The organism is Leptolyngbya sp. PCC 6406, from assembly GCF_000332095.2.
Classification (GTDB): domain Bacteria; phylum Cyanobacteriota; class Cyanobacteriia; order Phormidesmidales; family Phormidesmidaceae; genus PCC-6406.
Map to the genome: position 1 here is coordinate 5,170,814 of NZ_KI913949.1, position 20,670 is coordinate 5,191,483.

Here is a 20,670-nt window from a genome sequence, read left to right on the forward strand (position 1 = left end):
GGCTCTGTGGACGTTTGTCACGGTGCTGGGGGTGGAGCCCACCAATAATACGGCTGAGCGTTCTTTGCGAGCTGGGGTGATTTGGAAGCGCATCAGCTTTGGGGCGGAGTCTCAGGCCGGCAGTGAGTTTGTCGCCCGGATGCTGACGACGGTTTCTTCTCTGACGATGCAGCAGCGAGATGTGCTGGACTTTCTCACTCAAGCCTATTGGTCGGCTCGCTTTGGCCAACCGCCTCCTTCATTGCTGCCTTTGGCCACTCATCAGCCTCAAACCCTAATCACGCCGTGACCCCCTAAAGGCTTACGTTAAATGAGGCTGAGTGAAATTCACAAGTCACGGCAAATTCCTATAATCAATACATCTACGCCCATTATTATTCCCTCTTTTTCAAGTCGTGGCTTTCCTTATATTGGGGATATTTATAACAACACAAAACGATATTTGGGTAAATCTTCTTTAATAAGTGCCTACGATATTCATTATGGAAACGTGCCTCAAGATGACATATATGCCTCAGATATTCTCTTTATTGATAGCGGTGGCTATGAAGCTAAACCTGTTCCAGACTTAACTGAATCATATGTAGATGGGCGTTTGTAAAACGGATGGTCGACTGATTATTACGAAGCCGTTCTAGAAAGATTACAGCCTCTTTCCAAGTTGGTAGTTGTGAATTATGACTACTCAGATCCTCATCCTATTAGCGCTCAGATTGATTTGGCAAAAAACCTTTTCCAAAAACATCCAAATTACGCTACCAACTTCCTATACAAACCAGAAGACGGTAAGAGCTTAATTAACTTAGGCACTTTAACTAATAGCATTCAATTGATCGAACCATTCTCAATTTTGGGGATTACCGAGAAGGAATTAGGAGGCTCACTTCTTGAGAGATGCTGCAATCTTCTTCAAATTCGCACTGCACTTCTAGAGGTAGGATTGGAAACACCCATCCATATTTTTGGTTGTTTAGATCCTGCTGTTATGGTTGCTTACTTTTTATGCGGGGCTGATGTTTTTGATGGGTTAGCTTGGTTGCGGTACACATTTGACCACGGGTTTGTGACCTATCATTCAACTGCAACTATTTTGAAGGAACAATGGTGTATTTCTGAGGAGGATTTATTGCTTACCCGTTGGATTTCCAACCTTGAGTATCTTGAAGCTTTAACTAGAAGCATGAAAAGGTTCTGTAAAACAGGCTTGGTTAATGAATTTTGTCTAGATCAAAGTCTTCTTACACAAGTGTTGTGTTTGGTTAAACTATCAGGTATTGAGTTTGAGGGAGGAAATTGATGAGCGGCAATGGTGGTTCAGGATATACCCCAAGGAGTTCTCAATCAGGAATTGAGCGACTGATCCAGCAGGCTGAAGGTCGCATTGAAGAATCAGTCTACAACAGCCAAGCTAATGATCTTCTTCAAGAAGTATTAAAAGATTTTAACCAAAGGGATACTTCAAAGAACTGGGAGTATATCAATGCCTTAAAGGATGCAATAAATGAGGGCATTGAGGGAACTGTTGATCTAGCTTTTGGTGGCTCGGTTCGCAAGCACACCTACATTAACGGTTTGAGTGATGTTGATTTGCTTGTGCAAATAAACAATACCTCGTTGACACAGGCATCACCACAGGAAGTTTTAAGGCATTTTGAATCCCAAATTAAAGCTGCGTTAAGGAATGTGGATGGCGTTCAAGTTTCGTCCGGCAATTTGGCAGTCACAGTGTCTTACCCAGATGGAACTAAACTGCAACTGTTACCCACCATAAGAACAGCTTCAGGGTTCCGAATTGCAAGTTCTAGAGATCCGGAGCAATGGAGCAATGTTGTACGCCCAGCTTCTTTTGCTCGCAAGCTGACTGAAGCAAATCAAGCTAACTCTGGAAAAGTAGTGCCAATTGTCAAGCTGTTTAAGGGGCTAGTAAATGAGTGTGGAATAGACCTATCAGGTTATCATGCTGAATCCCTTGCTATAAAGGTTTTTGAGAACTACCAGGGTGGTACATCTTATAAAGAAATGTTGACCCATATGTGCCGTGTCTCTACAGATCTTGTTAAATCACCCATAGCAGACCGTACTGGGCAGTCTTTGCATGTAGATGATTATTTGGGCTCAGCTAATAGTCTCCAGCGGCGTCAAGTTTCTCAATCATTATCAAGGTTGGCACAACAAATGGAGGTAGCTGACACACAACGATCGATAGCAAGATGGCAGGAGTGGTTTGGTGATGAGTAATCCTAACAATTCCCTAGTCGAACAACTCAAAACAATGAGTCGGCGAGCTAACCAGATGGCTACTATGCATAGTAGGCTCCGAGACCACTACGATTGGTGGAATTCAACAACAAACATTTTCTTGTTGATTTTTTCGGCTTGTTTGCTTGCAATCGCCTTCATTTCTGATGATTTCCTGCAACGCACTACGGGTATTTCGCCTGATACCTTTAAGTGGATTAACGGTATCACTGCCACAGCCAATTTCTCGGTCAGTCTTGTGCTCCTCGCTTGGCAACCTGCTGAAAAAGCTGCGGCACATGCTCAGGCAGTAAATCACTATGCAAAGATGAGATATGAAATTAAGCGATTGGAAGCCAAGTCAACCCAACTAGCTGAAGATGACGTTAGTACGCTAGAAGAGGCTTATTTCAACACACATGACCTACCTGGAATATCAGAGAAGCAATTTCTTCCTCTGAAACAGTGGCATTTGCTTAAGGTAGTCCTTAGTAAGGAAATTGATGCAAATCCATATGTACCTTTATGGTTCCTACGATTGAAGATGTTGCTGAAAAGTAATAGAAAGCCCCCCAGTCAACCTTAGCCCTAGCCAGTTGACACACTTGACGATCAGCCTTCAAATTTCATGTTCTCTGCCAACATGTTGCAAAATAAAGCTCCTTGCTCGATAGCATCGTCTAAGGCAACGTGACTGTGTGGAATAGGAGCAATCCAACGTTTCGGCATATTTCGTTTGGCAGCTTGTGAATACTCTGTTTTAAGCATGGCCATTGCGTAGGTTTTTATATCTAATGCCGAATGGGAGAATGGACTTTCGCCGACAAATCGAATTAGATACCAGTACACAAATAAAAAATCGAATCCGGCAGGGTAAGCCACAAATACTGGGTTTCCAGGTAATGACTTTAACCAAGCCAGATAGCCTTGCATAGCATTTGAAGGTTCTTGAGGATCGACCTGAGTCGCTTTCCAAGCATCAGGTTGGCTTTGCCACCATTCCATCGTTTTAGGATCGGCGCTTCCGTCTGGAAGAGGTTTAAGGTTAATAGCGAAAGTCCCAACCAGGGTTTTATCTTTCAAGTAGGCAGCAGATGCAAGGCTAAGCATTGAGTTCGGCCCAGGGATAGGGCCGTCAGTTTCAACATCGGTACTGACATAAACTTCAGTCATAATTGTTTAGACAAATAGTTAAGCTGCTTCTTAATTGTGATCTATTTGCCAACGTTAGTCCAAGGTTATTTTCATATTTGTAGCTCAGGTACGTATCTACATGATCTACTAATTTCTTCAGAGCTTTAAAGTCTGTTCCAGGAGAGCCTTCAATTTTACCAAAATTCACTACTAGAGCAGGGCTAATCGGGATAGCCTGCATTATTCATGACTCCTGTTCAAAAATGCCTCAAATCCCTGTGATCAAAGGATTCCAGCGATTTTCTGCTTTTGACAGTAGTCGTAGGGTGGGCATTGCCCACAGCTCAAACTTGCTCCCCCACCTCCAACCACCTCCCCGAACACTCAACAGTCTCACATCCCCAAAAGGCATATTGGCTTTGATGGTAGCCATGGCATAGCGTAAACGCCGTACATTTTCCGGCCCAGGGATGGTGGGCATTGCCCACCCTACAAAGAGCTTGCTAATCTATCTATCTGTTCCGATCCTACTCTCGATCCAATTCGCTGCGTAGGCAATTACAACCGTGATAAGGTTCCTGCATTCCCTAGAATGCACAACAAATTCATGATATTTGCAAAACTTTCAACGCCATCTGACGTAGATGAAACACATTTAGGTGCTACTAGAGTAAGTCCATATAGCGGATTTCACAAAGATGTGGTACGAATAGCGGGTAGAAAAAGCGCGAGGAGCCGATGAAGGCCTACAGCACCGATTTGCGACAGAAGATTATTGAGACCTATGAGAACGAGCGCATTTCGCAGCGCCAGTTAGCCCAGCGATTTCGAGTGACTCTAAGTTTTATCGTGAAACTGCTGAAGCAGTATCGGGAAACGGGTGAGCTTGCCCCCAAGACCAGTCCTGGGCGACCGAGGGAACTGGATGAGGCGCAGATGCAGGGGGTTCAAGCCTTCGTTGAAGCGAACCCTGATCTGACCTTAGATGAGCTTCGCGCCGAAGTGGCTCAACAGTATGGGGTGACGGTGAGTCGATCCACGATGTGTCGGGTGATGAAGCGGCTTCAGTTCACCCGTAAAAAAAAAGCCCTTCACCCCAGTGACAAGGTGAGTGATCGGGTACAGCGGTTGCGAGGGGAGTACTGGGATGAGATTCGAGACATCCGAGTTGAAGACTTGGTGTTTATCGATGAGTCGGGGATTAATCTGGGGTTGATTCGGTTGTTTGCCTGGGCGCTGCAAGGCCGACGAGCCTATGGAGAACAGCCCAAGCGGGGGAAGAATGTGTCCCTGGTGGCAGGGTTAAGCTTGGCTGGGGTAGTGGCTTCGGCGGTGATTTTAGGAGCCTTTGACGGCTTGAGTTTTGAGGCATTTGTGGCCACTCGCCTGGTGCCCAACCTTTGGCCAGGGGCCTGTGTCGTGATGGACAACTGTTCCATTCATAAGGACGACATGATTCGGGAGTTGATTGAGGCCGCAGGGGCACGTCTGGTATATCTGCCGCCCTATTCGCCGGACTTCTCGCCGATTGAGAACTTTTGGTCAAAGCTAAAGTCAATTCTCAGGGCACTGGGGGCACGGACTTATCAAGCGCTATCAGAAGCCCTTGAAATAGCCTTTGAGGACATCTCTGAAGCGGACATTAAAAGCTGGTTCACCCATTGCTGCTATTGTGCCGCATAATTATGAAATCCGCTATATGCCATTTGGACAGGTTAATTTAACCTAACAAAAAATGCAGGTAAGTCATTAGAGAATGCGCTTTTTATTACAGATTCAGAAGTCGTTCAGGCATATTATGCAGAGTTCGGTCAAATAGTCGCTATTTCAGAGCCACTAAACTGGCAAGTAGATTAGGTTGAACCGGAGTGGAGGGTTGGCACTTAACAAAAACAGCTAACAAGCCTGGTGCAGCAGATTTTCCGAAACCGCCTTGTGTTGTTGCAAAGTCTCTGGCAACCGCTGACCAGGAACGTTAGATAGCAAAAAGTTCCGGGTATCTATCCTCTGTTTGAGCTGTATATGGCAGTACGGACAGCTCATCCATGTTGAAATGCCTCTTTTCTACTCATTCCAGGAGAAAGCCATGTTTGACAAGATGAAAGGGTTGGCAGGAAAGGCAAAAGAAGCACTATCATCAACAGCGGCTTCAGTGGGGGATTTTATAGAAGGAGAAGATGGACGTGCTGCCGTTGAGGCGATCAAGAAGACTGCGACATCTGTTGGCAATTAAGCACTTCGGCTGGGTAAAGACGCGGTACAGTCAGATCTTGCGAAAGATGCAGCATCAGGTGCTGCTGTTAGAGCTGTAGTAGCGGTTCCAGTCCCTATCGTAGGGCCAGTTATAGGCGCAACAGTTGGTGCAGGACTGGGAGTATACAAGAATCTCACCAAGCCGGGTCAATCGCCACAAACTGTTTCACCCCAGAAGGAACAAGTTGATATCTATGGTGAAATGCTTAAGCTTGAAGACTTGAGACAAAAGGGAATTCTTACCGAGGAGGAATTCGCGAACATGAAGAAGCGACTCCTCAGTGATCATCCAGCTTAGTTCAAGTGTTTATTAGTCTGCTAGCTTGCGGGTACCCATCCCAACTTCTCGAAAGGTTAAAATGGTTGGATAGTCTTGTCTCAAGGCCCATCTGATGACAGTCCATCAACCTCGTTACAGTAAAGAAGAGTTTGCCCAGCGTGGCAATGAGCTGTATGAAACCCAGGTACGCCCCAAAGTTGAGGAGGGCAACCTTGGAAAAATTGTTGCAATCGATATTGAAACTGGGGCTTTTGAAGTGGCTGATACCGCGATTGCGGCGACGGATCGGCTTTACGATCGGTATCCTGATGCTCAACCCTGGGTCATTCGGATTGGGTATCAAGCCGTCTACCGCTTTGGTTCTCGGAGTTTGAAGAAAAGCGTATGATGCAAGGCTTCGTAAATCAGAGTTGTGAAGCCATCATTAGAGTCGCAGTTTGTCATTCTAATTCGCCAAAGCAAATGGTTGAAGCAGTTATTGATACTGGCTTCACTGGCTTCTTATCTCTCCCGCTATCCACCATCACCTCCCTCGGATTACCTTGGTATTTCCGTGACATGGGGACTTTAGGGGATGGCAGTGAGGTCATTTTTGACATGTACAAAGCAACTGTGATCTGGGATGGAAAGACCCAAATCATTGATGTAGCTGCTTCTGAAGCAGATCCGCTAGTTGGAATGAGCCTGCTATATGGGTTTAAGGTTCAGATGGAAGTAATTGAGAGAGGAGTTGTGATAATCGAGGCCCTGAGGTAAGTCGAGTAGCAGAAGGGTCTCTGATTAAGGATCCCATTATATTTATAGCTACCAGTTTATATTTCTTGGAGAACGAAATAGGAATGACATACTGGACACCAATTACTCCGATCTCAAACAAGTTAGCTCGTCACTGCTGAGTCGTTAGACTACACTCAAAATACCGCTATGGGCTGCGTTTGCCATGAGTCCTCTGGTTGTTGCCATTCCCCCCTCCACCCGCCTCAGCGATCGCCAGTTTTACGACCTGTGTCAAGCCAACCCAGACCTCAAGATTGAACGCACCGCTGAAGGAGATCTGCTGTTCATTCCGCCGACGGGCGGCGAAACTGGAAACCGCAACGCCAAGCTGATCAGTCGTTTCGTCGTCTGGAGCGAGGAGACCCAACAGGGGGAAGTCTTCGATTCCTCTACGGGCTTCAAGCTCCCCAACGGAGCCGATCGCTCCCCCGATGTGGCCTGGGTGCGCCGCGATCGCTGGGAAGCGCTGCCCCCTGAAGCCCGCGAGAAATTTCCCCCCATCGCCCCAGATTTCGTGCTGGAGTTAATGTCTCCCTCTGATGGTCTCGCGATCGCCCAAGCAAAAATGCGAGAGTATATCGACAATGGCGTTCGCCTGGGATGGCTGATCAACCGTTCCGCCCGCCAGGTAGAGATTTACCGCCCCGAGCAGCCCGTTGAAATCTTAACTTCGCCCGTCACCCTGACCGGCGAAGCAGTTCTCCCTGGCTTTACGCTCACCCTCGGGGCTGTTTGGTGGTAAGGGATCTGCGGGTTAATAGTGTACCCAGTGGCCAGGTTTTCTCCCTCCGGGAGACGTAAACGAACGACTTCGCTCAACCTTCAGTAGACTTGTTGTGAAATAGTGCTCAGTCAAAACCTTCAAGGGCGACTTCCTTCCTCTCTCCCTCGGTTAAGCGGCCATCAGATAAAAGTTCCAGAGTCCTGCCGCTGTGAAGATGGAGCGGTCATCAAAGTTCGCTTTGCGATTGCGATAGACCTGGGCGGCAATCCCATAGCGTTTTAGGCCAGCAAAGGCATGCTCCCCGACGACCCGTTCTCGGGCGAGGGCTTGATTCTCAGCTTTCTGCTCATCGGTGAGTTGTCCGCCCTTAGGTTTCTTGTGTGGAATCTCTACGTTGACATACTCGTTTTGCAGCCCCTGAAAGCCTGAATCACCCTGGATTTTGACGTCATCAGGAATCCACTCGGCCCATCCCTCGCTATTGAGAATGCCTTTGTCGTGCGCCTTACCGGGATAGGCGGTGCTGAATACGAGAATCTGGCGGTCTGGGGCGACACCAGCCAGGTGGGTGCGGGTATGGCGCTTCTTTTTGCCTGAGTAATCTTCCTTCTGTTGGTCCCGGTCTTTGGCCCGCTGAATGGGGCGTTCAGTCCCGTCAAGAATCACCCGTTCCACCTCGGGAAAGGCTTCGATAAATTCTTCAAGACTGGTCAATTTGCGTTTCGGCAACGCCATTTTTTCACCCAGGGCTTCCTCCAGCAGTGGTTGGAGGCGATGCATCCAACGATTCGCCTGAGCGCGATCCAGGTCAAACAGGACACCGGCCAAATCAAAGGTCGGATACACCTTGAAGTAGAACAAGATGAAGAACAGTTTGGTCTCGACCGTTGCTAAATTGGGTTTTCGTCCGGCTCCGGTGGCCCGTTGACGGGGTAAGGGACTCCGACGGGGAACCTCTGCATGGGCCAACACCTGAGCGAAGGTGGATTCCAGTTCCTCAAAGGCTTTCCGGTTCAAACCGGTCAAAGCCCGCAGGAGGCGGTCACTCTTGAGGGCGCGTTGGAGGTTCAGCACGGCACAACCGGGTTAACTAGCTCTAGAGGCTATTATCCCCTATTTCACAACAGGTCTAGTGATCGAGGGCTGAGCGGAGTCGTTCATGTAATGGCTCCCCCAGGGAGCAAGCCCGATCGGCGGGTAGTTTATTTTCCTGCAAGTCCCTAAGCATTTAGGGCTCAGTCAACTTTGCCTTTGTGAGTCTGCGTAGATACTGTCTAGGCTCGATCCCTTTGTAGGAAAAGGGCACTATAACTTGGGCGAAGTGACACAGTATGTCCCGCAATTGCGCGTAAAGGATAAGGATATGAGTGAGCAATATATTGGTACTACAGCCTGTGATGAGTGTGGGACAAGGTTTAGGGTCGCTCAAAAAGACCAGAACAGGATTGGTAAACCGACCCGTTGTCCTAAATGTAAAAGCATCTTTACCGTTGCCCTCATCGAACCGACGCCCCTAGAGGCTGATGCTATGCAAGTAGCGAATGAAGAAGCCAGCGAAGGGAATGAGTCAGAGGCCGAAGCCAGAAGACGTCGCCGCCGCACCAAATCCGAAATCAAGCAAGAAACGATTGACACGATTCGAGACGAGTTTCGCAAACTGCATCCTAGCCTGTCGCAAATTGCCGCTGCTCCCAAGGCATCTGAAAATGAGGTGCGTTGCTGGTGTATTGATGCCCTCGTTGCCGCCCTTGGGTACGATCGCGCCAACGAGATTGAGACCGAGGTGAAAACCTTGGGACAGCGGGTAGACATTGTGCTGAAGCGCGGTGAGGATATTTTTCTGGTCATCGAATGCAAAAACACGCGCACCAAACTTACGCCCAAGGTGCGGGATCAGGCGGCGGGGTATGCCACCAGCCTCGCAGCGGAATGGGCGGTTATCACCAACGGGCATATCTGGAAGCTCTATCGCGTCATTCCGCAGCCAGGGCGCGATCCCAAATTTATTGAAATTTTTGATGTGGCGCTGCTCGATGAGGATGGCGTTAGCGAAGAGGACGCCGAGAATCTGTATCTGCTGACCGCACGGGCCGTCTTCGGCGGTGACTTAGAAAAGATGAGTCACCTTGTGGCCTGCAAAAGCAAAAAACGCATTCTTAAAGCCTTGGAGTCAGAGCGTGTGATCAAGGCGCTAAAGACGGAACTCGCAGCCACCTACAAGGATGAGCATGGGCAAACGGTCAGACTGGATGAGGATGACGTAAACAGTGCTTTACAAGAGGCTTTGGGGATGGGTGCGTTGTAGTGTGGGTAATCGGGACACCTTGGACAGGCAAAGCGTGGGGCATCAAACTGACCGACGAGATCAACTCGTGTCGCCGTCCACTTGACTTGAATCGACTCCATCTCCCCCCTTGCTTGACTGACAGAATTTGGATTGTAAAGCTCTAAGCCTTAAGGGACTCGCAGGCAAATACGGTACCCATTGCCACCTTGCCTATTGGTGCATTGCTGCGCGTTTCGCAAGCGACATAAAAGTAGACGGTGTTGCCTGCGTTCCAAGTGATAGCATTGCTATCATTATGGTAGATCATTCCATAGACCACCTTTCCGAGGAGACACTCTATGGCCAGTTTAATTGTCCGCAACATTGACGAAACCATTGTCAATGCCCTCAAGCAACGGGCCAGTCGTCACGGTGTCAGTGCAGAAGCTGAACACCGTAAAATCCTAGAGCAAGTCTTGCTCCAACCTACCAAAAAATCCTTTACCGAAGTGCTTGGGCTGATACCCAACGTTGGCAACGATTCAGATTTTGCACGAGTGCAAGATGACACAGTCCATGATGTATTTGCTTGACACCAACGTTATCAGTGAGTTGCGCAAACAAAGCAAAGCAAACTTCTGTGTTCAGCGATTCTTTCAAAACGCCATTGAGCAAGACGCCCGCTTCTATATTAGTGTGATCACCCTTGGCGAACTCCGCCGAGGCGTCGAACTCATTCGCCATCGTGGCGATCAGCCACAAGCTGACCTTCTAGAAGCCTGGTTGCAAACTATTTTGGATGACTATGGCGACCACATTTTAGATTTCACCGCCACCGAAGCTCAGGTATGGGGACGCCTGCGTGTACCCCATCCTCAAAACGTCCTTGACAAACAGATAGCTGCTACGGCACTAAGCTGCGGACTCACTCTGGTCACTCGCAATGTCAGCGACTTTGTTGGGACGGGGGTGCCTCTAATCAACCCGTTTAAGGACGTTAGTGGTGAAAACTAGCAGTCGCTGCCTAACTCTCCGGTTGCACGCGCTAATGCCTGTGCCGCGACCGAAGTGACATTGTTAGAAGTCACCATCGCGATCGCCCCTCCCCTTTATGGCTTCTGCTTACATCCTAGGCTGCCTGCACCGTCACCCCTTGGTAGAGATCCGCCATCGCGATCGTCAACCCAAGGCTCTCCAACACAACGATATCCTCAGCCTCATAGACCACCGCATACCATGCATCCTGGAGGGAATTCCAGGCAGGGATGATGCCCAACCCGGATCTGGGTCGGGGTGTTCAGTCGCCCGCTGCTTCTATCATCGCGTTCTCAGAAAAAACTCAGCTTGGGAATGCAGAGTATAGCTCTGGCCACGTTTTCTTCCCTCGTTCCTTAATGGGTTGCAACCATGCTTGCCACGACCATGACTTGGGCCTTATTGGCCGGATACGGTTTCTTTGTCTACCGGGTGGTGCGCCAGACTACGCCAGACCGGGTTTCAGCGCTTGAATTCTTTGATGGCCAGTCCCAAGGGGGCAAGGCTCCTGGGATGTGGCTGCTGGTGGCCAGCGCCGCCATTTCCTGGATTTTTGCCAAGTCCATTGATAATGCGGCGAGTTTGGGCAATGCCTTTGGTCTTTTGGGGGGTATCGGCTATGCCATTTACTATCTCAGCTTTATCACCGCCGCGATCGCACTTTACTTTCTGCGGGTGCGGGGAGGGTATCACTCTATTCCCGAGTTTTTGGTGAGCAAGTACGGTACGCTCTGTTCTCGTTTGTTTCTAATCGCGATCGCGATTCGCCTGATCAACGAGGTCTGGTCCAACACCAAGGTTTTTTCCCTCTACTTCGGTCCCGAAGGCAGTGGCGGCTATTGGCTAGCGGCTCTGGTCGTGACGGTATTCACCGTCTACTACACCCTGCTGGGGGGCTTGCGGAGTAGCCTCCTCACCGATGGAGCCCAAATGATTCTGGCGGCGGTGTTGCTGGTGGTGATCCTGGTTGTCCTGGGGCCAGGGCTGATCAGTCAAGGTTTGCCCGTAGTGGATGCGGATACTCGCCTGGGGGGACTGACCTTCTGTGGACTAGCGTTGGTCCAGATCCTGAGCTATCCCTTCCACGATCCAGTGATGACCGACCGGGCCTTCATCACCAGCCCCCGCACCATGGTCAAAGCCTTTATCTGGGCCGGAATCATCAGCGGCGGCTTCATTTTCCTCTTCAGCGCTGTGGGGCTCTATGCGCGAGCCTTTGGGGTAGAAGGGGTCCCGACCCTGACCATCCCAGCGCTGTTTGGGCTACCCATGCTGCTGGTTTTCAACGCCATTATGCTGACCAGTGCTGGGTCCACCCTAGATTCCACCTTTTCCAGTGTGGCCAAGGTGGGAGCGCGGGATTGGTTTAACCGTAAGGGGGCACCCACGGAAACCCAGGCTTACCTGGGGCGTTGGTGGATTGTTGCGATCGCGATTTTAGGCAACGTCCCCCTCCTCAGCATCTATCTAGGGGATAAGGCTGGTCCCGCCATCATCGCCGCCACCACCATCAGCGGCACCATGGTCATGGGCTTGGCCCCCATCTTTCTCCTCGCCTTTGTGCCGGGGGCAGGGCGATTGAGCTTTCACTTTGCCTTCTGGCCAGGGCTTATTTTTGGCGTGATGCGGGTGCTGGAAAGTGTCCTCAACACGACACTGTTTCCGGCCTGGGTAAGCCTAGGAGGAGGCAGGTATGCCGTCGATTTAGGCGTGAACATCTACGGCCTGCTGCTCTGCACCGCAGGCTATTTGGTGGGAGCCTGGTTGGGACAGCGGGGCAGCGGCAAAAGCTGCCATCAACCGCGTCAAACCTCTGTACAACCCTGATTGACTCACAAAAATCTCGGTGCTGGGCATCAACGTAAGCCGAGACAATATGGGCTCCGAGGAATTCAGGAGTCAGGAGTCAGAATCCAGTACTCTCCTAGATTCTGGTTCCTAACTCCTAACTCCTCCCCAAGAGGTTTGTCCCGCTTTGAGTTGATACCCCCCTCAGGTAATAGTCGGCGCAGGCCGCCCTTGTCTGTGTAGCAGCAGCTACTCAGGGAGAAGCCCCTTCGGATCTGCAACCGCCGTGAGCAAAAGCTTGGTCAGCCACCCAGAGGTCTAACTCACTGCGAATGAAATAAAGACTAGAATTGACACCAACACAAGTGCTGCTGCCCCCCACAAAATATATCGTCGCTGTTGCGGTGGCGAAGGGTAGGTGGCCGGATAGACCTTCGGCTCAGTGGCAAAATTATTAATTAGCCCTTCGTCATCTACCGTAGTCCCTGGAATAGCAACATCCTTAGTGCGTTGATTGTCATCCTGATGGCGATTAGCGGCCTGAACCTCAGCCGGAATCAGCTCACTACCATCGCTGGTATTATTTTTAAGTGAATTGCTTTCTTGGGATTGGGCCTTATCCTGATTCATGTTGCCTCCTTAAAAATCGTTATGCAGTAGTGCTATTGGGGGCAAGGGAGCATCCCACTTTGGCGATGTGGCACACCTCTTGGCCCTCACTCCCAAGCCCTATCGGGCAGGCTAAGCCTTTCTTGAATGCCGTTAGACTATATAGTCCCCCTATGCCCCTATGCCCTGCCCTACAGGCCGGCAACGCCAACGACAAGCTCAGGAACCTGGGAAAAGGGGGGGCCGGAAATGTTATCCGGTTCCCCTTCTCCCCCCCTGGGAGGAGGCCGTAGGACGTGTTTAGCAGGGGTATAGCCTGACGTCATTCAAGAAAAGGGGATGTAGAGCTGGCTCTTCCCGCAGGGTGGGCAAGCCCTGTCCGCAAAAGTTTCAGGACTTATGCATACCCAGTGACCCTCCTTAAGTAAAAGAGAGATTTAGGGTGTAGACGTAGAGCGGCTTCTCCGCGAGTCGGGCTGCACAAGCAAAATGTACCCTTTTGCACTGAGCCTATATTGCTCAGAAGTTGCGATTTTTTACACATTTCTACGCGACATTGCGCCATAGAGGTAAATGGCAATAATTGCCCCCAGAACCGCAATAAAGACGCCAATGATGCTTAAACCAGGCGCTGCGAGCTGTAAGCTTCCAGTCTTGATAAACACGTGCAAAGTGCCACCGATGAAGGCACCCACGATACCCAATACCATGGTAGCTAGCCAGTTTCCCCCTTGATAGCCGGGAACAATGGCTTTTGCGATCGCGCCTGCTAGGAGGCCCAAAATAATCCAGGCAATGATGTTCATACTAACTCCTTAAAAATTGATGACTTGGCTAACGTACTAAACAGATTGCTAAACACCGACCATGCTTTTCTTCGTTGCTAGTTTCAGGCCATCTGATTCGATTGAATCTCCCTCAATAAATGATTGACTTTCTGCATTGGTTTATTTTCCAATTTCATTGACTTTTGATCTGACTTGAGAAGACTACTGCTTTACTTTTAGCCCACGCGCCGCCCAACGAGTAAGTTGTAAACAATACCCACCAGCGCCAAAACCAACAGTAGATGAATTAACCCGCCACCAATGTTGACGGCAAAACCCAGTGCCCAAAAGATAATAAGGACAACAACAACGCCCCAGATTAGATTCAACATTTTTCTACCTCATACTTGGATACAGAGTCACAAACATCAAAACGCTATAAATAGGCGTTTATAGATCCAAAATCATCTGTGGTACAGATGATTTTGGATCCTGATTACTAGTCGAAAAAATTCCCGATGCTATCCTTTATATTTTCGATCGCATTTCGATCTTTGCTCTGGGCTTGCTTGACTTTGCCCATCATTTTATCTTTGGTACTCCCCGTTACATTGCCAGCAGCTTCCTGGACTTTACCTTCAACATTTTTAGCTGCTGCCTTAGCTCTGTTGGATAGCTGCACCTGATCTTTCAGGTCTTCAGCCGTGTTACGCATCTGGCTTTCAACTTGTTTAGCCTTGCCCATAATTTGATCCTTAGGATCGCCAGTGACATTGCCCATAGCTTCTTGAGCTTTGCCTTCCAGGTTCTTAGTGACAGCCTCAGCTCGGTTCATGGCAGCAAACTGGGGCTGACTGGCCAGTGACGCTGGCAAGGTTGCGGCCCAGGCACTTGTAGCACCAAAGTTAAACACTACGGTAGCTACCACCATGAGGGTCGAAATTACAATCACAAAAAAGCTTTGAATTTGTCGAGATGACATCGTTTTTGTCTCCAGAAAAAAATTGTTTTTCATTGATTTTTGCTTCCTGCTAATCACATATATTCAGGGCAACATTGTTGCACAATCACCTGAATAGTATGGACGCCTTCCTAAATTAGATCTTCCACATCTCTAAGGCACATAGCATCGGCATTCCAAAAATCTTGAAAGAGAAAAACCCAAGTAATACAAGCCTCTAGGCTTTATGGTGATACCTTCAAATCCACCAGTTACATGGTTCTATAGCGGTTCCCTAATATATGAGGGACACCTCAACCTAATGACACTTCGGCGAAGAAGGGGTTTAAGCCCCTTGCCTGTCTTTAAACCGAGGGAAAACCACTATATTGCTGGATATCACCACCAATGTTCATGGTAATCTCTGCCTAGAAAATGACTCTTTCCACAAGATTTTTAGCCGAGGTTCTGTTTGTTTTTCCGAAAACAAACAGAACCCAGTGAATCTAGTTGGGCTTGACTTCCACCTCAACATTGACGGACTCAATACCCTCAACTCCCATCGCTAGGGGCTCGATTTCATCAAACTGCTCCTGGGTTGTTACAGTCCCCTCAACTGTTGCAATCCCATCTTCAATATTGACAGCCAATCGACTGCCTGGCAGATTCGTCTCCAGCGTATTTCGAGCCTCAACGGCTACATCACCTAGCATTTTCTGCTCATTGTCTGATGTCAGGCCCATGCCATCACGTTGTTCGCGAGCGCGCTGATCTGACTCTCTTTGCTCACTACGTACGCCATCCTCTGTGCCACTTGTGTTGGCCTCTTCGCTACAGGCTGTAGCGCCGAGCAGAAGTAAGCTGCCGAGCATTAACGGAATGATTTTCTTCATGGTCAAAGCCTTTTACTACTGGACAATGCATAAACCCACTTCGAGTCAACTAAAATCGACTGGGAGTGGCTGTACCCGTGGGGTTTACGCGATTTGGTCTTGGAGCATTCATGTCGGTCATGGTGGATTGCCCTTCAAAGGGGTAAACATTCCACTCATGAATGCCTCGGCGCTTGAGAATGGGTTCGGCGCGGGCAATATCGCTGTCGGTGCCGTCTACGATGATCAAGTACTTGCCTTGGGACAATTTCTCGTTATAAACTTTGGCCCGATCTTCAGGGATACCCATGCCGATTAAGCTCCCGACGAGGCCACCAGTGGCAGCCCCGATCGCCCCACCTGTAACCGTAGTTGCGATCGCAGTTGCGGCAGCACCAGCCAGCATAATAGGGCCAACGCCTGGAATGGCAAGGGTTCCTAGCCCCACTAGCAAGCCCGTCAAACCACCCACAGTGGCCCCCGCAGCAACACCGGTTTTAGCCCCATCATCAGCATGGTTTTCGTCAGTGTGGAGGTCTTGCACTTGAGCCGTTCCAGCCTGCCCAGAGGCATTTAAATGCTCTGTGTCCTGGCCCATAACAGATACCCGATCCATTCCATAGCCAGTATCGAATAGCTCCCTTAGGGCTTGCTCAGTGACTTGATAATCGTGAAAGATGCCAACACCACGTTTGCTAGTTGAAGCAATCATTTTAGATTCCTATTAAGTGAGTTTTTAAAGGGGGTTATGGCGTTTTTAGTCTGATGAGAGACATCGCCTCAGAGGGACAAGAAGCTTAAGCCCCTTGTCCCTACCTACAGCACAAAGGTTATGCCTAAATCCAAAAGCTATGGATTAATCAATCGCTTTCTTGACGCCATCCTTACCATCTTCAACAGTATGACGAACCTTGGCTTCGGCCTGCTTTGCCTTGCCTTTAGCTTGAGCTTCATGGTTGCCAGTCAGATCGCCAGCGGCTTCTTGAGCTTTGCCTTCAACATCTTTAGCCGTTGCTTTAGCTCTGTCTTCGATACTCATGAGGATACTCTCCTTAACGTTTGCCTAGACTAGATGAACTGGGGTAGAGCATCTCGCCTATGATTTCACAGTGACGGATGAATGTTTTATTTAATGAATGAATTGTTTGAAATTCTGAACAGATAGAAAATTTAATATAATTAGAGTTTTATTGATTTGCCCGAGACCGCTGCATACAAACACAGCAAGGCTAGTGACTGCATCAAAGCCTGGAATTACTGTGATGTAAGGGTTTTGGGCCTGTCACAAAATCAGCATCAACCAAAGTTCACTTAAATTAAACTGACCTTGACCTCAAAATCAAAATAATCAGCGAAACAAAACGAAAAATCCTGGTCCGGCTTGATGAAGGCATCCCTACCGTCGTCGCCCAAACGTCCCACTTGCCGCATTGTTGCTCAAGCGTTTTCCTTGCCGCAGACTAAACTTCGATAGACTCAGCCTATCGAAGCCAGTGATACAAAATGGAAACAGGATTTACGTCGCAGAGTACTAAAGACTGTAAACAATCAAAGCCAGATTCTTAGTTATAGGGGAGTGACAGGCCCTAGCTTTATTCGCTAAAGGCGGCTTGGTCATGCCCACTCCACAAGGGTTTCCTCGTTGATTTTCCACACACCCTAGTCATTCTGGGATTTAGGTGGTAGCAAATTTTTTATACTCTGCGTATATCTAAGATCTTGGGTGCCAAGAAGACAATCCCAAAACGTAAAGTAAAGCCCGTAGTGTACGGTGTATTTGAGGTGATGAATCGAGTGATGAGCTGGGCCAATGATCCACCGCCCTAGCCAATGGTGTGGGAATAGGGCGGGTAGGCGATCTGGACCCAAATGATTGAGCACCGCCCACAGAGTCATGGTCGTTAACACCGCAATCACTGTGATGAAATGCAGCGGCAGAACGAAGACAAGACCGACTAAGAATAGGGCCTGAACAACAGCCTCTAAGGGGTCAAAGGCAAAGGAAGTCCAGGGGGTAGGATAGCGGGATCGATGATGCCCCCGGTGAAGCCAGGGAAAGAGCCTAGGATGGTGAAATAGACGATGGGTGAAATAAAAGTAGGTGTCTTGCAGCAGTAGGGCTATGCCATAGCTGCCCCCTAGGTACCACAGCCCATACTGTCTTGGGTCGGTGTAAAGTTCAGTGCCTCCCGCCCCATAGACCGAAAGAATCAATGCTGCCGCCAGGGCAAACACCGCAGATGAGACCATCGAAAGCTTAATATCATGCCAAATAGTCCGCCAGGTGGGCGACTGATGCCGCAGCCTATGGTTGCGAAAAGACGGACTCAAGGGTGAATAAAAGAGCCCATAGGTCATCCCTGCCACTAAAAAGTAGCGGACTAGGATGATGCAAAAAAAAGCAATGTTGTAAAATTCAAAGGAATGGTTTATTAAGTCCACTCTGTGCAACTCGTTTCTATACAATTCGTTTCAACTGCCCTGCCATTCTCGATCTTCCAGTTCCTTTTGGGGCAGCAGCAGTGTGGCTTCAATCTCTTGGCGAATGGTTTCGGTGACTTCACAGTTACTGTTCAAACAATCTATCAGCAGTTGATTGGCATCATAGTAGTGCTTTAGCACCTCCTCTTGCTCAGGACTAAACTGCCAGGGGTGGTGAATATTGCGATATTGAGCCACGGAGCTTTTAAGCTGCTCAACCCAGTTCGCGTAGTTATTTTGCCACCAGGTTTGCAGTTGCTCTTGGCTTTGGTGAGACACAGGCAATTGTTCCTTAAGCTGTTGCAGCGACTTATAAAACCCCGCATCTAAAACGATTACCAGAATATTGTTGAGGGCTTCACTACAGGCATGGGCGTAGGCAAAATCTTGGCTGTGGTCGATGACAAACTCCCGCAACAAATGTTCCAGCGCTGCGTCCAAAAAGATGCCCTGATCGAGGGTGCTGGCTAGGGCAAACTGGTCAGCGGTGGGAGAGTCTTGGGCCAGGGCTAGATAAAAGGCGCGGGTGGTGGCCAGTTTTGGCTCGGTGGGAATGCTCTGGGATTTTTGGCTAGCCCACATCAAAAAGTCTTGCAGATGGGGATCTTGGGCCACTAGGGCATCAATCTCCTGCTTCATCAACTGCACTAGGGAATCGGCACTGCGCAGCATGGCAGCAGTGAGCAAAAATACCTCGTGCCAGTGGGGGTCGGTAATGTGACTGACCAGTCCACCCAGGGCTTGCTCTAAAGCTCGCAGGTTATGAGTGGCGACTATCTTGCGCGCCGTTAGATATTCTTGAAAGGCCAGATAAGAAAAGGAAAAAACCCCTCGGGCGCGTTCGATCAGCAGTCCATGCTGGGCTTCGATTGCCTTAAGCATTGCCTCACTTTCAAGCTGAAGTTCTTCTGGCTCTAGGGTCACCCCAGACAAATTTCTCAGGTAATCTTCGATGTATTGCTCAATGACGCGCTGCTCAAAAAAGTATTGTCCTTGCTCAAAGGTAACGGCTGCCAGTTGACTCAGAAGCCTCATTTTTTGAGGTATTAAAAAGCCACGATAGGCGTCGTCGCGCTTCACCCCTTTGGTTTCATCCCATTTACCTAGTAGCAGGTCTAGCCCCTGCTTATAAAATGCTGTGCGCTTAGTTGGCAACTGCCCTTCGCCCTGAAAGACCCAGCAGGAAAGGTGTAAAAAGAGAGGCGTGACCACCAGTTGGCGAAACTGCCAGTTTTCGGGGAGGTCAAGTTTCTCGATAAACTCCGCCGCCTGGATCTGTCCTGGGGAGGTGGCAGTTTTGCCTAGGGTCACAAACCATTTTTGGGCAAAGGTCGTAATTTGTGCTGCGCTAAAGGGGGCGATTTCGACATCGGTAAAGCCGTGCAGGGCAAGTTTTTGGGCAGCGGTGCGGCAAGATACCACAAACCGGTTGCGATGGTATTTATCAGAAAAGCCTCGAATCTCTCTGATAATGGTGTTGATATCCTGGTTTAGCACCTCATCCATACCATCCATTAGCACCAGCACCCGCCCCTCGACGAGCAACCTTTCAAGCTGAGTGGGGTCGCTGAGGCCAGATCGCACCAGAGTTTGGTAGATATAGTTGAACAGGCTAAAGTCGTTTTGACGTTTAGCTGCTTCGGCAAACGCTCTGAGGACAATAAAAATGGGCACTTGTTCGGGCGCAAAGTCGCCCTGGTTGCACTGCACGGCTAGGTGCTGCAAAAAGGTGGTTTTACCGATCCCCGGCTTGCCCAGCACCCGCAGTTTCCCGTAGTTTTTTACCGCTTCCACACCGGGGATCTGAGGCTGTTCAATGATTCCTAGCCCCATCCGGTTAAAATCGGCAGGGTCTAGATTGTTTAGGGCAGAAACCTCAAGAAATTGCTGGTTGGCAACGGCTTCTAAAATATTGACATCTACATAGATGTCGTCAATGTTGACGGGGTGCCTGATGTCGAGCAGTTGTAGAATGCCGCACTGATGCTGAATGGTGTCGTGGTGTTGCGATCGCACCTCTGCCACCAGTTCATCAATCGTCAGCGGTTGTAGTTCCAAACTCTCCCCAGGGTCAAGAAACTCTGCTGGCGGATTTTCGGCAATCTCGCGCCAGTCTAAATCCAGCACCTGACAGAGATCCATAAACACCTGGCGGTCTACTGGCTGTCCAGTAAAAAACCGCCAAATAGGTTGACGGGTCTTGAGATTGATCTCCCCCGCCAAATTTTCTTGGGTCCATCCTTTGAGCGCAAACGCGCGCTTAGCCCGCTGAATACCTGCGGGCGATGCCTCCAGTGATCGCTTGGCCATGTTGTAAAAAGTCCATCTTAAATTTTGAATCCAAACAATTCTTCAAACAATTCAAACAGAGGTAGTAGTTGTCTTAGGGCATTGGTTGACTAACACAAGTTTAAGGATGGTTGGCTAGAAGCCATGCCCGCACAGACACTAGCGCAGTCATACCAAAAGGGTTGCAACTCGCCACCCACGGGGGTATCTGATCGGA

26 protein-coding genes and 1 pseudogene are annotated in these 20,670 nt (G+C 49.2%); 15 read left to right on the top strand and 12 right to left on the bottom strand.

All coding sequences use genetic code 11. The features are described 5' to 3' along the window. From LEP6406_RS32385 to LEP6406_RS0223120, 5 genes and pseudogenes are all read left to right on the top strand, one after another. Window positions 1-289 (top strand): annotated as a pseudogene (locus LEP6406_RS32385) (IS66 family transposase); the annotation flags it as partial. Between the two features lie 21 nt (window positions 290-310). After that, window positions 311-601, top strand: a complete 291-nt coding sequence (locus LEP6406_RS33150; RefSeq protein WP_008316097.1) for a hypothetical protein — start codon at window positions 311-313, stop codon at window positions 599-601. Window positions 602-670: 69 nt separating this feature from the next. Next, window positions 671-1,297 carry a hypothetical protein gene (locus LEP6406_RS0223110; protein ID WP_008316094.1) on the top strand — a complete coding sequence of 209 codons (627 nt, stop codon included), beginning with the start codon at window positions 671-673 and terminating at the stop codon, window positions 1,295-1,297. Next, window positions 1,297-2,238, top strand: coding sequence for a CBASS oligonucleotide cyclase (locus tag LEP6406_RS0223115; RefSeq protein WP_008316091.1), 942 nt, complete (start codon window positions 1,297-1,299; stop codon window positions 2,236-2,238). Before LEP6406_RS0223110 ends, LEP6406_RS0223115 begins: the two co-directional genes overlap by 1 nt. Beyond that, window positions 2,231-2,824 carry a hypothetical protein gene (locus LEP6406_RS0223120; RefSeq protein WP_008316089.1) on the top strand — a complete coding sequence of 198 codons (594 nt, stop codon included), beginning with the start codon at window positions 2,231-2,233 and terminating at the stop codon, window positions 2,822-2,824. The genes LEP6406_RS0223115 and LEP6406_RS0223120 overlap by 8 nt, the downstream gene beginning before the upstream one ends. A 26-nt stretch (window positions 2,825-2,850) precedes the next feature. Here the strand turns inward: LEP6406_RS0223120 and LEP6406_RS0223125 are convergent, their stop codons facing one another. Then, window positions 2,851-3,411 (bottom strand): 3'-5' exoribonuclease domain-containing protein, encoded by a 561-nt coding sequence (locus tag LEP6406_RS0223125; RefSeq protein WP_008316087.1) that lies wholly within the window; start codon window positions 3,409-3,411, stop codon window positions 2,851-2,853. Between the two features lie 699 nt (window positions 3,412-4,110). On the opposite strand from LEP6406_RS0223125, the gene LEP6406_RS31625 reads away from it, so the two are divergent. From LEP6406_RS31625 to LEP6406_RS0223160, 6 genes are all read left to right on the top strand, one after another. Continuing rightward, window positions 4,111-5,055 carry an IS630 family transposase gene (locus tag LEP6406_RS31625; protein ID WP_027268884.1) on the top strand — a complete coding sequence of 315 codons (945 nt, stop codon included), beginning with the start codon at window positions 4,111-4,113 and terminating at the stop codon, window positions 5,053-5,055. Window positions 5,056-5,458: 403 nt separating this feature from the next. Continuing rightward, window positions 5,459-5,605 (top strand): hypothetical protein, encoded by a 147-nt coding sequence (locus LEP6406_RS0223140; protein WP_008315666.1) that lies wholly within the window; start codon window positions 5,459-5,461, stop codon window positions 5,603-5,605. A gap of 222 nt (window positions 5,606-5,827) precedes the next feature. Next, window positions 5,828-5,923, top strand: a complete 96-nt coding sequence (locus LEP6406_RS35740; RefSeq protein WP_071992273.1) for an SHOCT domain-containing protein — start codon at window positions 5,828-5,830, stop codon at window positions 5,921-5,923. 94 nt (window positions 5,924-6,017) lie between these two features. Beyond that, window positions 6,018-6,293 carry a hypothetical protein gene (locus LEP6406_RS0223150; RefSeq protein ID WP_008315668.1) on the top strand — a complete coding sequence of 92 codons (276 nt, stop codon included), beginning with the start codon at window positions 6,018-6,020 and terminating at the stop codon, window positions 6,291-6,293. Between the two features lie 74 nt (window positions 6,294-6,367). Next, window positions 6,368-6,661: a clan AA aspartic protease gene (locus LEP6406_RS0223155; protein ID WP_263971216.1), complete on the top strand. Its 294-nt coding sequence runs from the start codon at window positions 6,368-6,370 to the stop codon at window positions 6,659-6,661. Window positions 6,662-6,845: 184 nt separating this feature from the next. Beyond that, entirely contained in the window at window positions 6,846-7,424 is a 579-nt protein-coding gene (locus LEP6406_RS0223160; protein ID WP_008315672.1) for a Uma2 family endonuclease, read from the top strand. Window positions 7,425-7,574: 150 nt separating this feature from the next. On the opposite strand, the gene LEP6406_RS0223165 is transcribed toward LEP6406_RS0223160, so the two are convergent. After that, a complete protein-coding gene (locus LEP6406_RS0223165) occupies window positions 7,575-8,480 on the bottom strand; it encodes a transposase family protein (protein WP_027268700.1) in 906 nt (301 codons plus the stop codon). A 289-nt stretch (window positions 8,481-8,769) separates the two neighbouring features. On the opposite strand from LEP6406_RS0223165, the gene LEP6406_RS0223170 reads away from it, so the two are divergent. The 3 genes from LEP6406_RS0223170 (at window position 8,770) to LEP6406_RS0223180 (ending at window position 10,686) form a co-directional block, all read left to right on the top strand. Continuing rightward, complete coding sequence (locus tag LEP6406_RS0223170; RefSeq protein ID WP_008314682.1) at window positions 8,770-9,711, top strand: type I restriction enzyme HsdR N-terminal domain-containing protein; 942 nt, start codon at window positions 8,770-8,772, stop codon at window positions 9,709-9,711. Window positions 9,712-10,031: 320 nt separating this feature from the next. Next, window positions 10,032-10,265 (top strand): FitA-like ribbon-helix-helix domain-containing protein, encoded by a 234-nt coding sequence (locus tag LEP6406_RS0223175; RefSeq protein WP_008314680.1) that lies wholly within the window; start codon window positions 10,032-10,034, stop codon window positions 10,263-10,265. Next, complete coding sequence (locus LEP6406_RS0223180) at window positions 10,249-10,686, top strand: type II toxin-antitoxin system VapC family toxin (RefSeq protein WP_263971217.1); 438 nt, start codon at window positions 10,249-10,251, stop codon at window positions 10,684-10,686. Before LEP6406_RS0223175 ends, LEP6406_RS0223180 begins: the two co-directional genes overlap by 17 nt. Window positions 10,687-10,801: 115 nt before the next feature. Here LEP6406_RS0223180 and LEP6406_RS33155 read toward each other — a convergent pair whose 3' ends face one another. Next, complete coding sequence (locus tag LEP6406_RS33155; protein WP_155834750.1) at window positions 10,802-10,948, bottom strand: hypothetical protein; 147 nt, start codon at window positions 10,946-10,948, stop codon at window positions 10,802-10,804. A 131-nt stretch (window positions 10,949-11,079) separates the two neighbouring features. Here LEP6406_RS33155 and LEP6406_RS0223190 point away from each other — a divergent pair, with 131 nt between their 5' ends. Then, window positions 11,080-12,534 carry an SLC5/6 family protein gene (locus LEP6406_RS0223190; protein WP_008314675.1) on the top strand — a complete coding sequence of 485 codons (1,455 nt, stop codon included), beginning with the start codon at window positions 11,080-11,082 and terminating at the stop codon, window positions 12,532-12,534. A gap of 279 nt (window positions 12,535-12,813) precedes the next feature. On the opposite strand, the gene psb34 is transcribed toward LEP6406_RS0223190, so the two are convergent. From psb34 to LEP6406_RS0223240, 9 genes are all read right to left on the bottom strand, one after another. Beyond that, window positions 12,814-13,125: a photosystem II assembly protein Psb34 gene (gene psb34 / locus LEP6406_RS0223195; RefSeq protein WP_008314673.1), complete on the bottom strand. Its 312-nt coding sequence runs from the start codon at window positions 13,123-13,125 to the stop codon at window positions 12,814-12,816. 515 nt (window positions 13,126-13,640) lie between these two features. Further along, window positions 13,641-13,910, bottom strand: coding sequence for a GlsB/YeaQ/YmgE family stress response membrane protein (locus LEP6406_RS0223200; protein ID WP_008314671.1), 270 nt, complete (start codon window positions 13,908-13,910; stop codon window positions 13,641-13,643). A gap of 197 nt (window positions 13,911-14,107) precedes the next feature. Then, complete coding sequence (locus LEP6406_RS33160; protein ID WP_008314670.1) at window positions 14,108-14,263, bottom strand: lmo0937 family membrane protein; 156 nt, start codon at window positions 14,261-14,263, stop codon at window positions 14,108-14,110. A 107-nt stretch (window positions 14,264-14,370) separates the two neighbouring features. Continuing rightward, entirely contained in the window at window positions 14,371-14,886 is a 516-nt protein-coding gene (locus LEP6406_RS35040) for a CsbD family protein (RefSeq protein WP_225886621.1), read from the bottom strand. A gap of 431 nt (window positions 14,887-15,317) precedes the next feature. Further along, window positions 15,318-15,704, bottom strand: coding sequence for a BON domain-containing protein (locus LEP6406_RS0223215; protein WP_008314666.1), 387 nt, complete (start codon window positions 15,702-15,704; stop codon window positions 15,318-15,320). Between the two features lie 49 nt (window positions 15,705-15,753). Further along, window positions 15,754-16,395 (bottom strand): hypothetical protein, encoded by a 642-nt coding sequence (locus LEP6406_RS0223220; protein ID WP_008314663.1) that lies wholly within the window; start codon window positions 16,393-16,395, stop codon window positions 15,754-15,756. A gap of 144 nt (window positions 16,396-16,539) precedes the next feature. Next, complete coding sequence (locus tag LEP6406_RS0223225; RefSeq protein WP_008314661.1) at window positions 16,540-16,722, bottom strand: CsbD family protein; 183 nt, start codon at window positions 16,720-16,722, stop codon at window positions 16,540-16,542. A gap of 620 nt (window positions 16,723-17,342) precedes the next feature. Further along, entirely contained in the window at window positions 17,343-17,933 is a 591-nt protein-coding gene (locus tag LEP6406_RS0223235) for a sterol desaturase family protein (RefSeq protein ID WP_263971218.1), read from the bottom strand. Window positions 17,934-18,155: 222 nt separating this feature from the next. Continuing rightward, the gene (locus tag LEP6406_RS0223240) at window positions 18,156-20,474 is read right to left on the bottom strand and encodes an NACHT domain-containing protein (RefSeq protein ID WP_008314652.1); all 2,319 of its coding nucleotides are present in this window, start codon (window positions 20,472-20,474) and stop codon (window positions 18,156-18,158) included. Window positions 20,475-20,670: the final 196 nt, after the last annotated feature.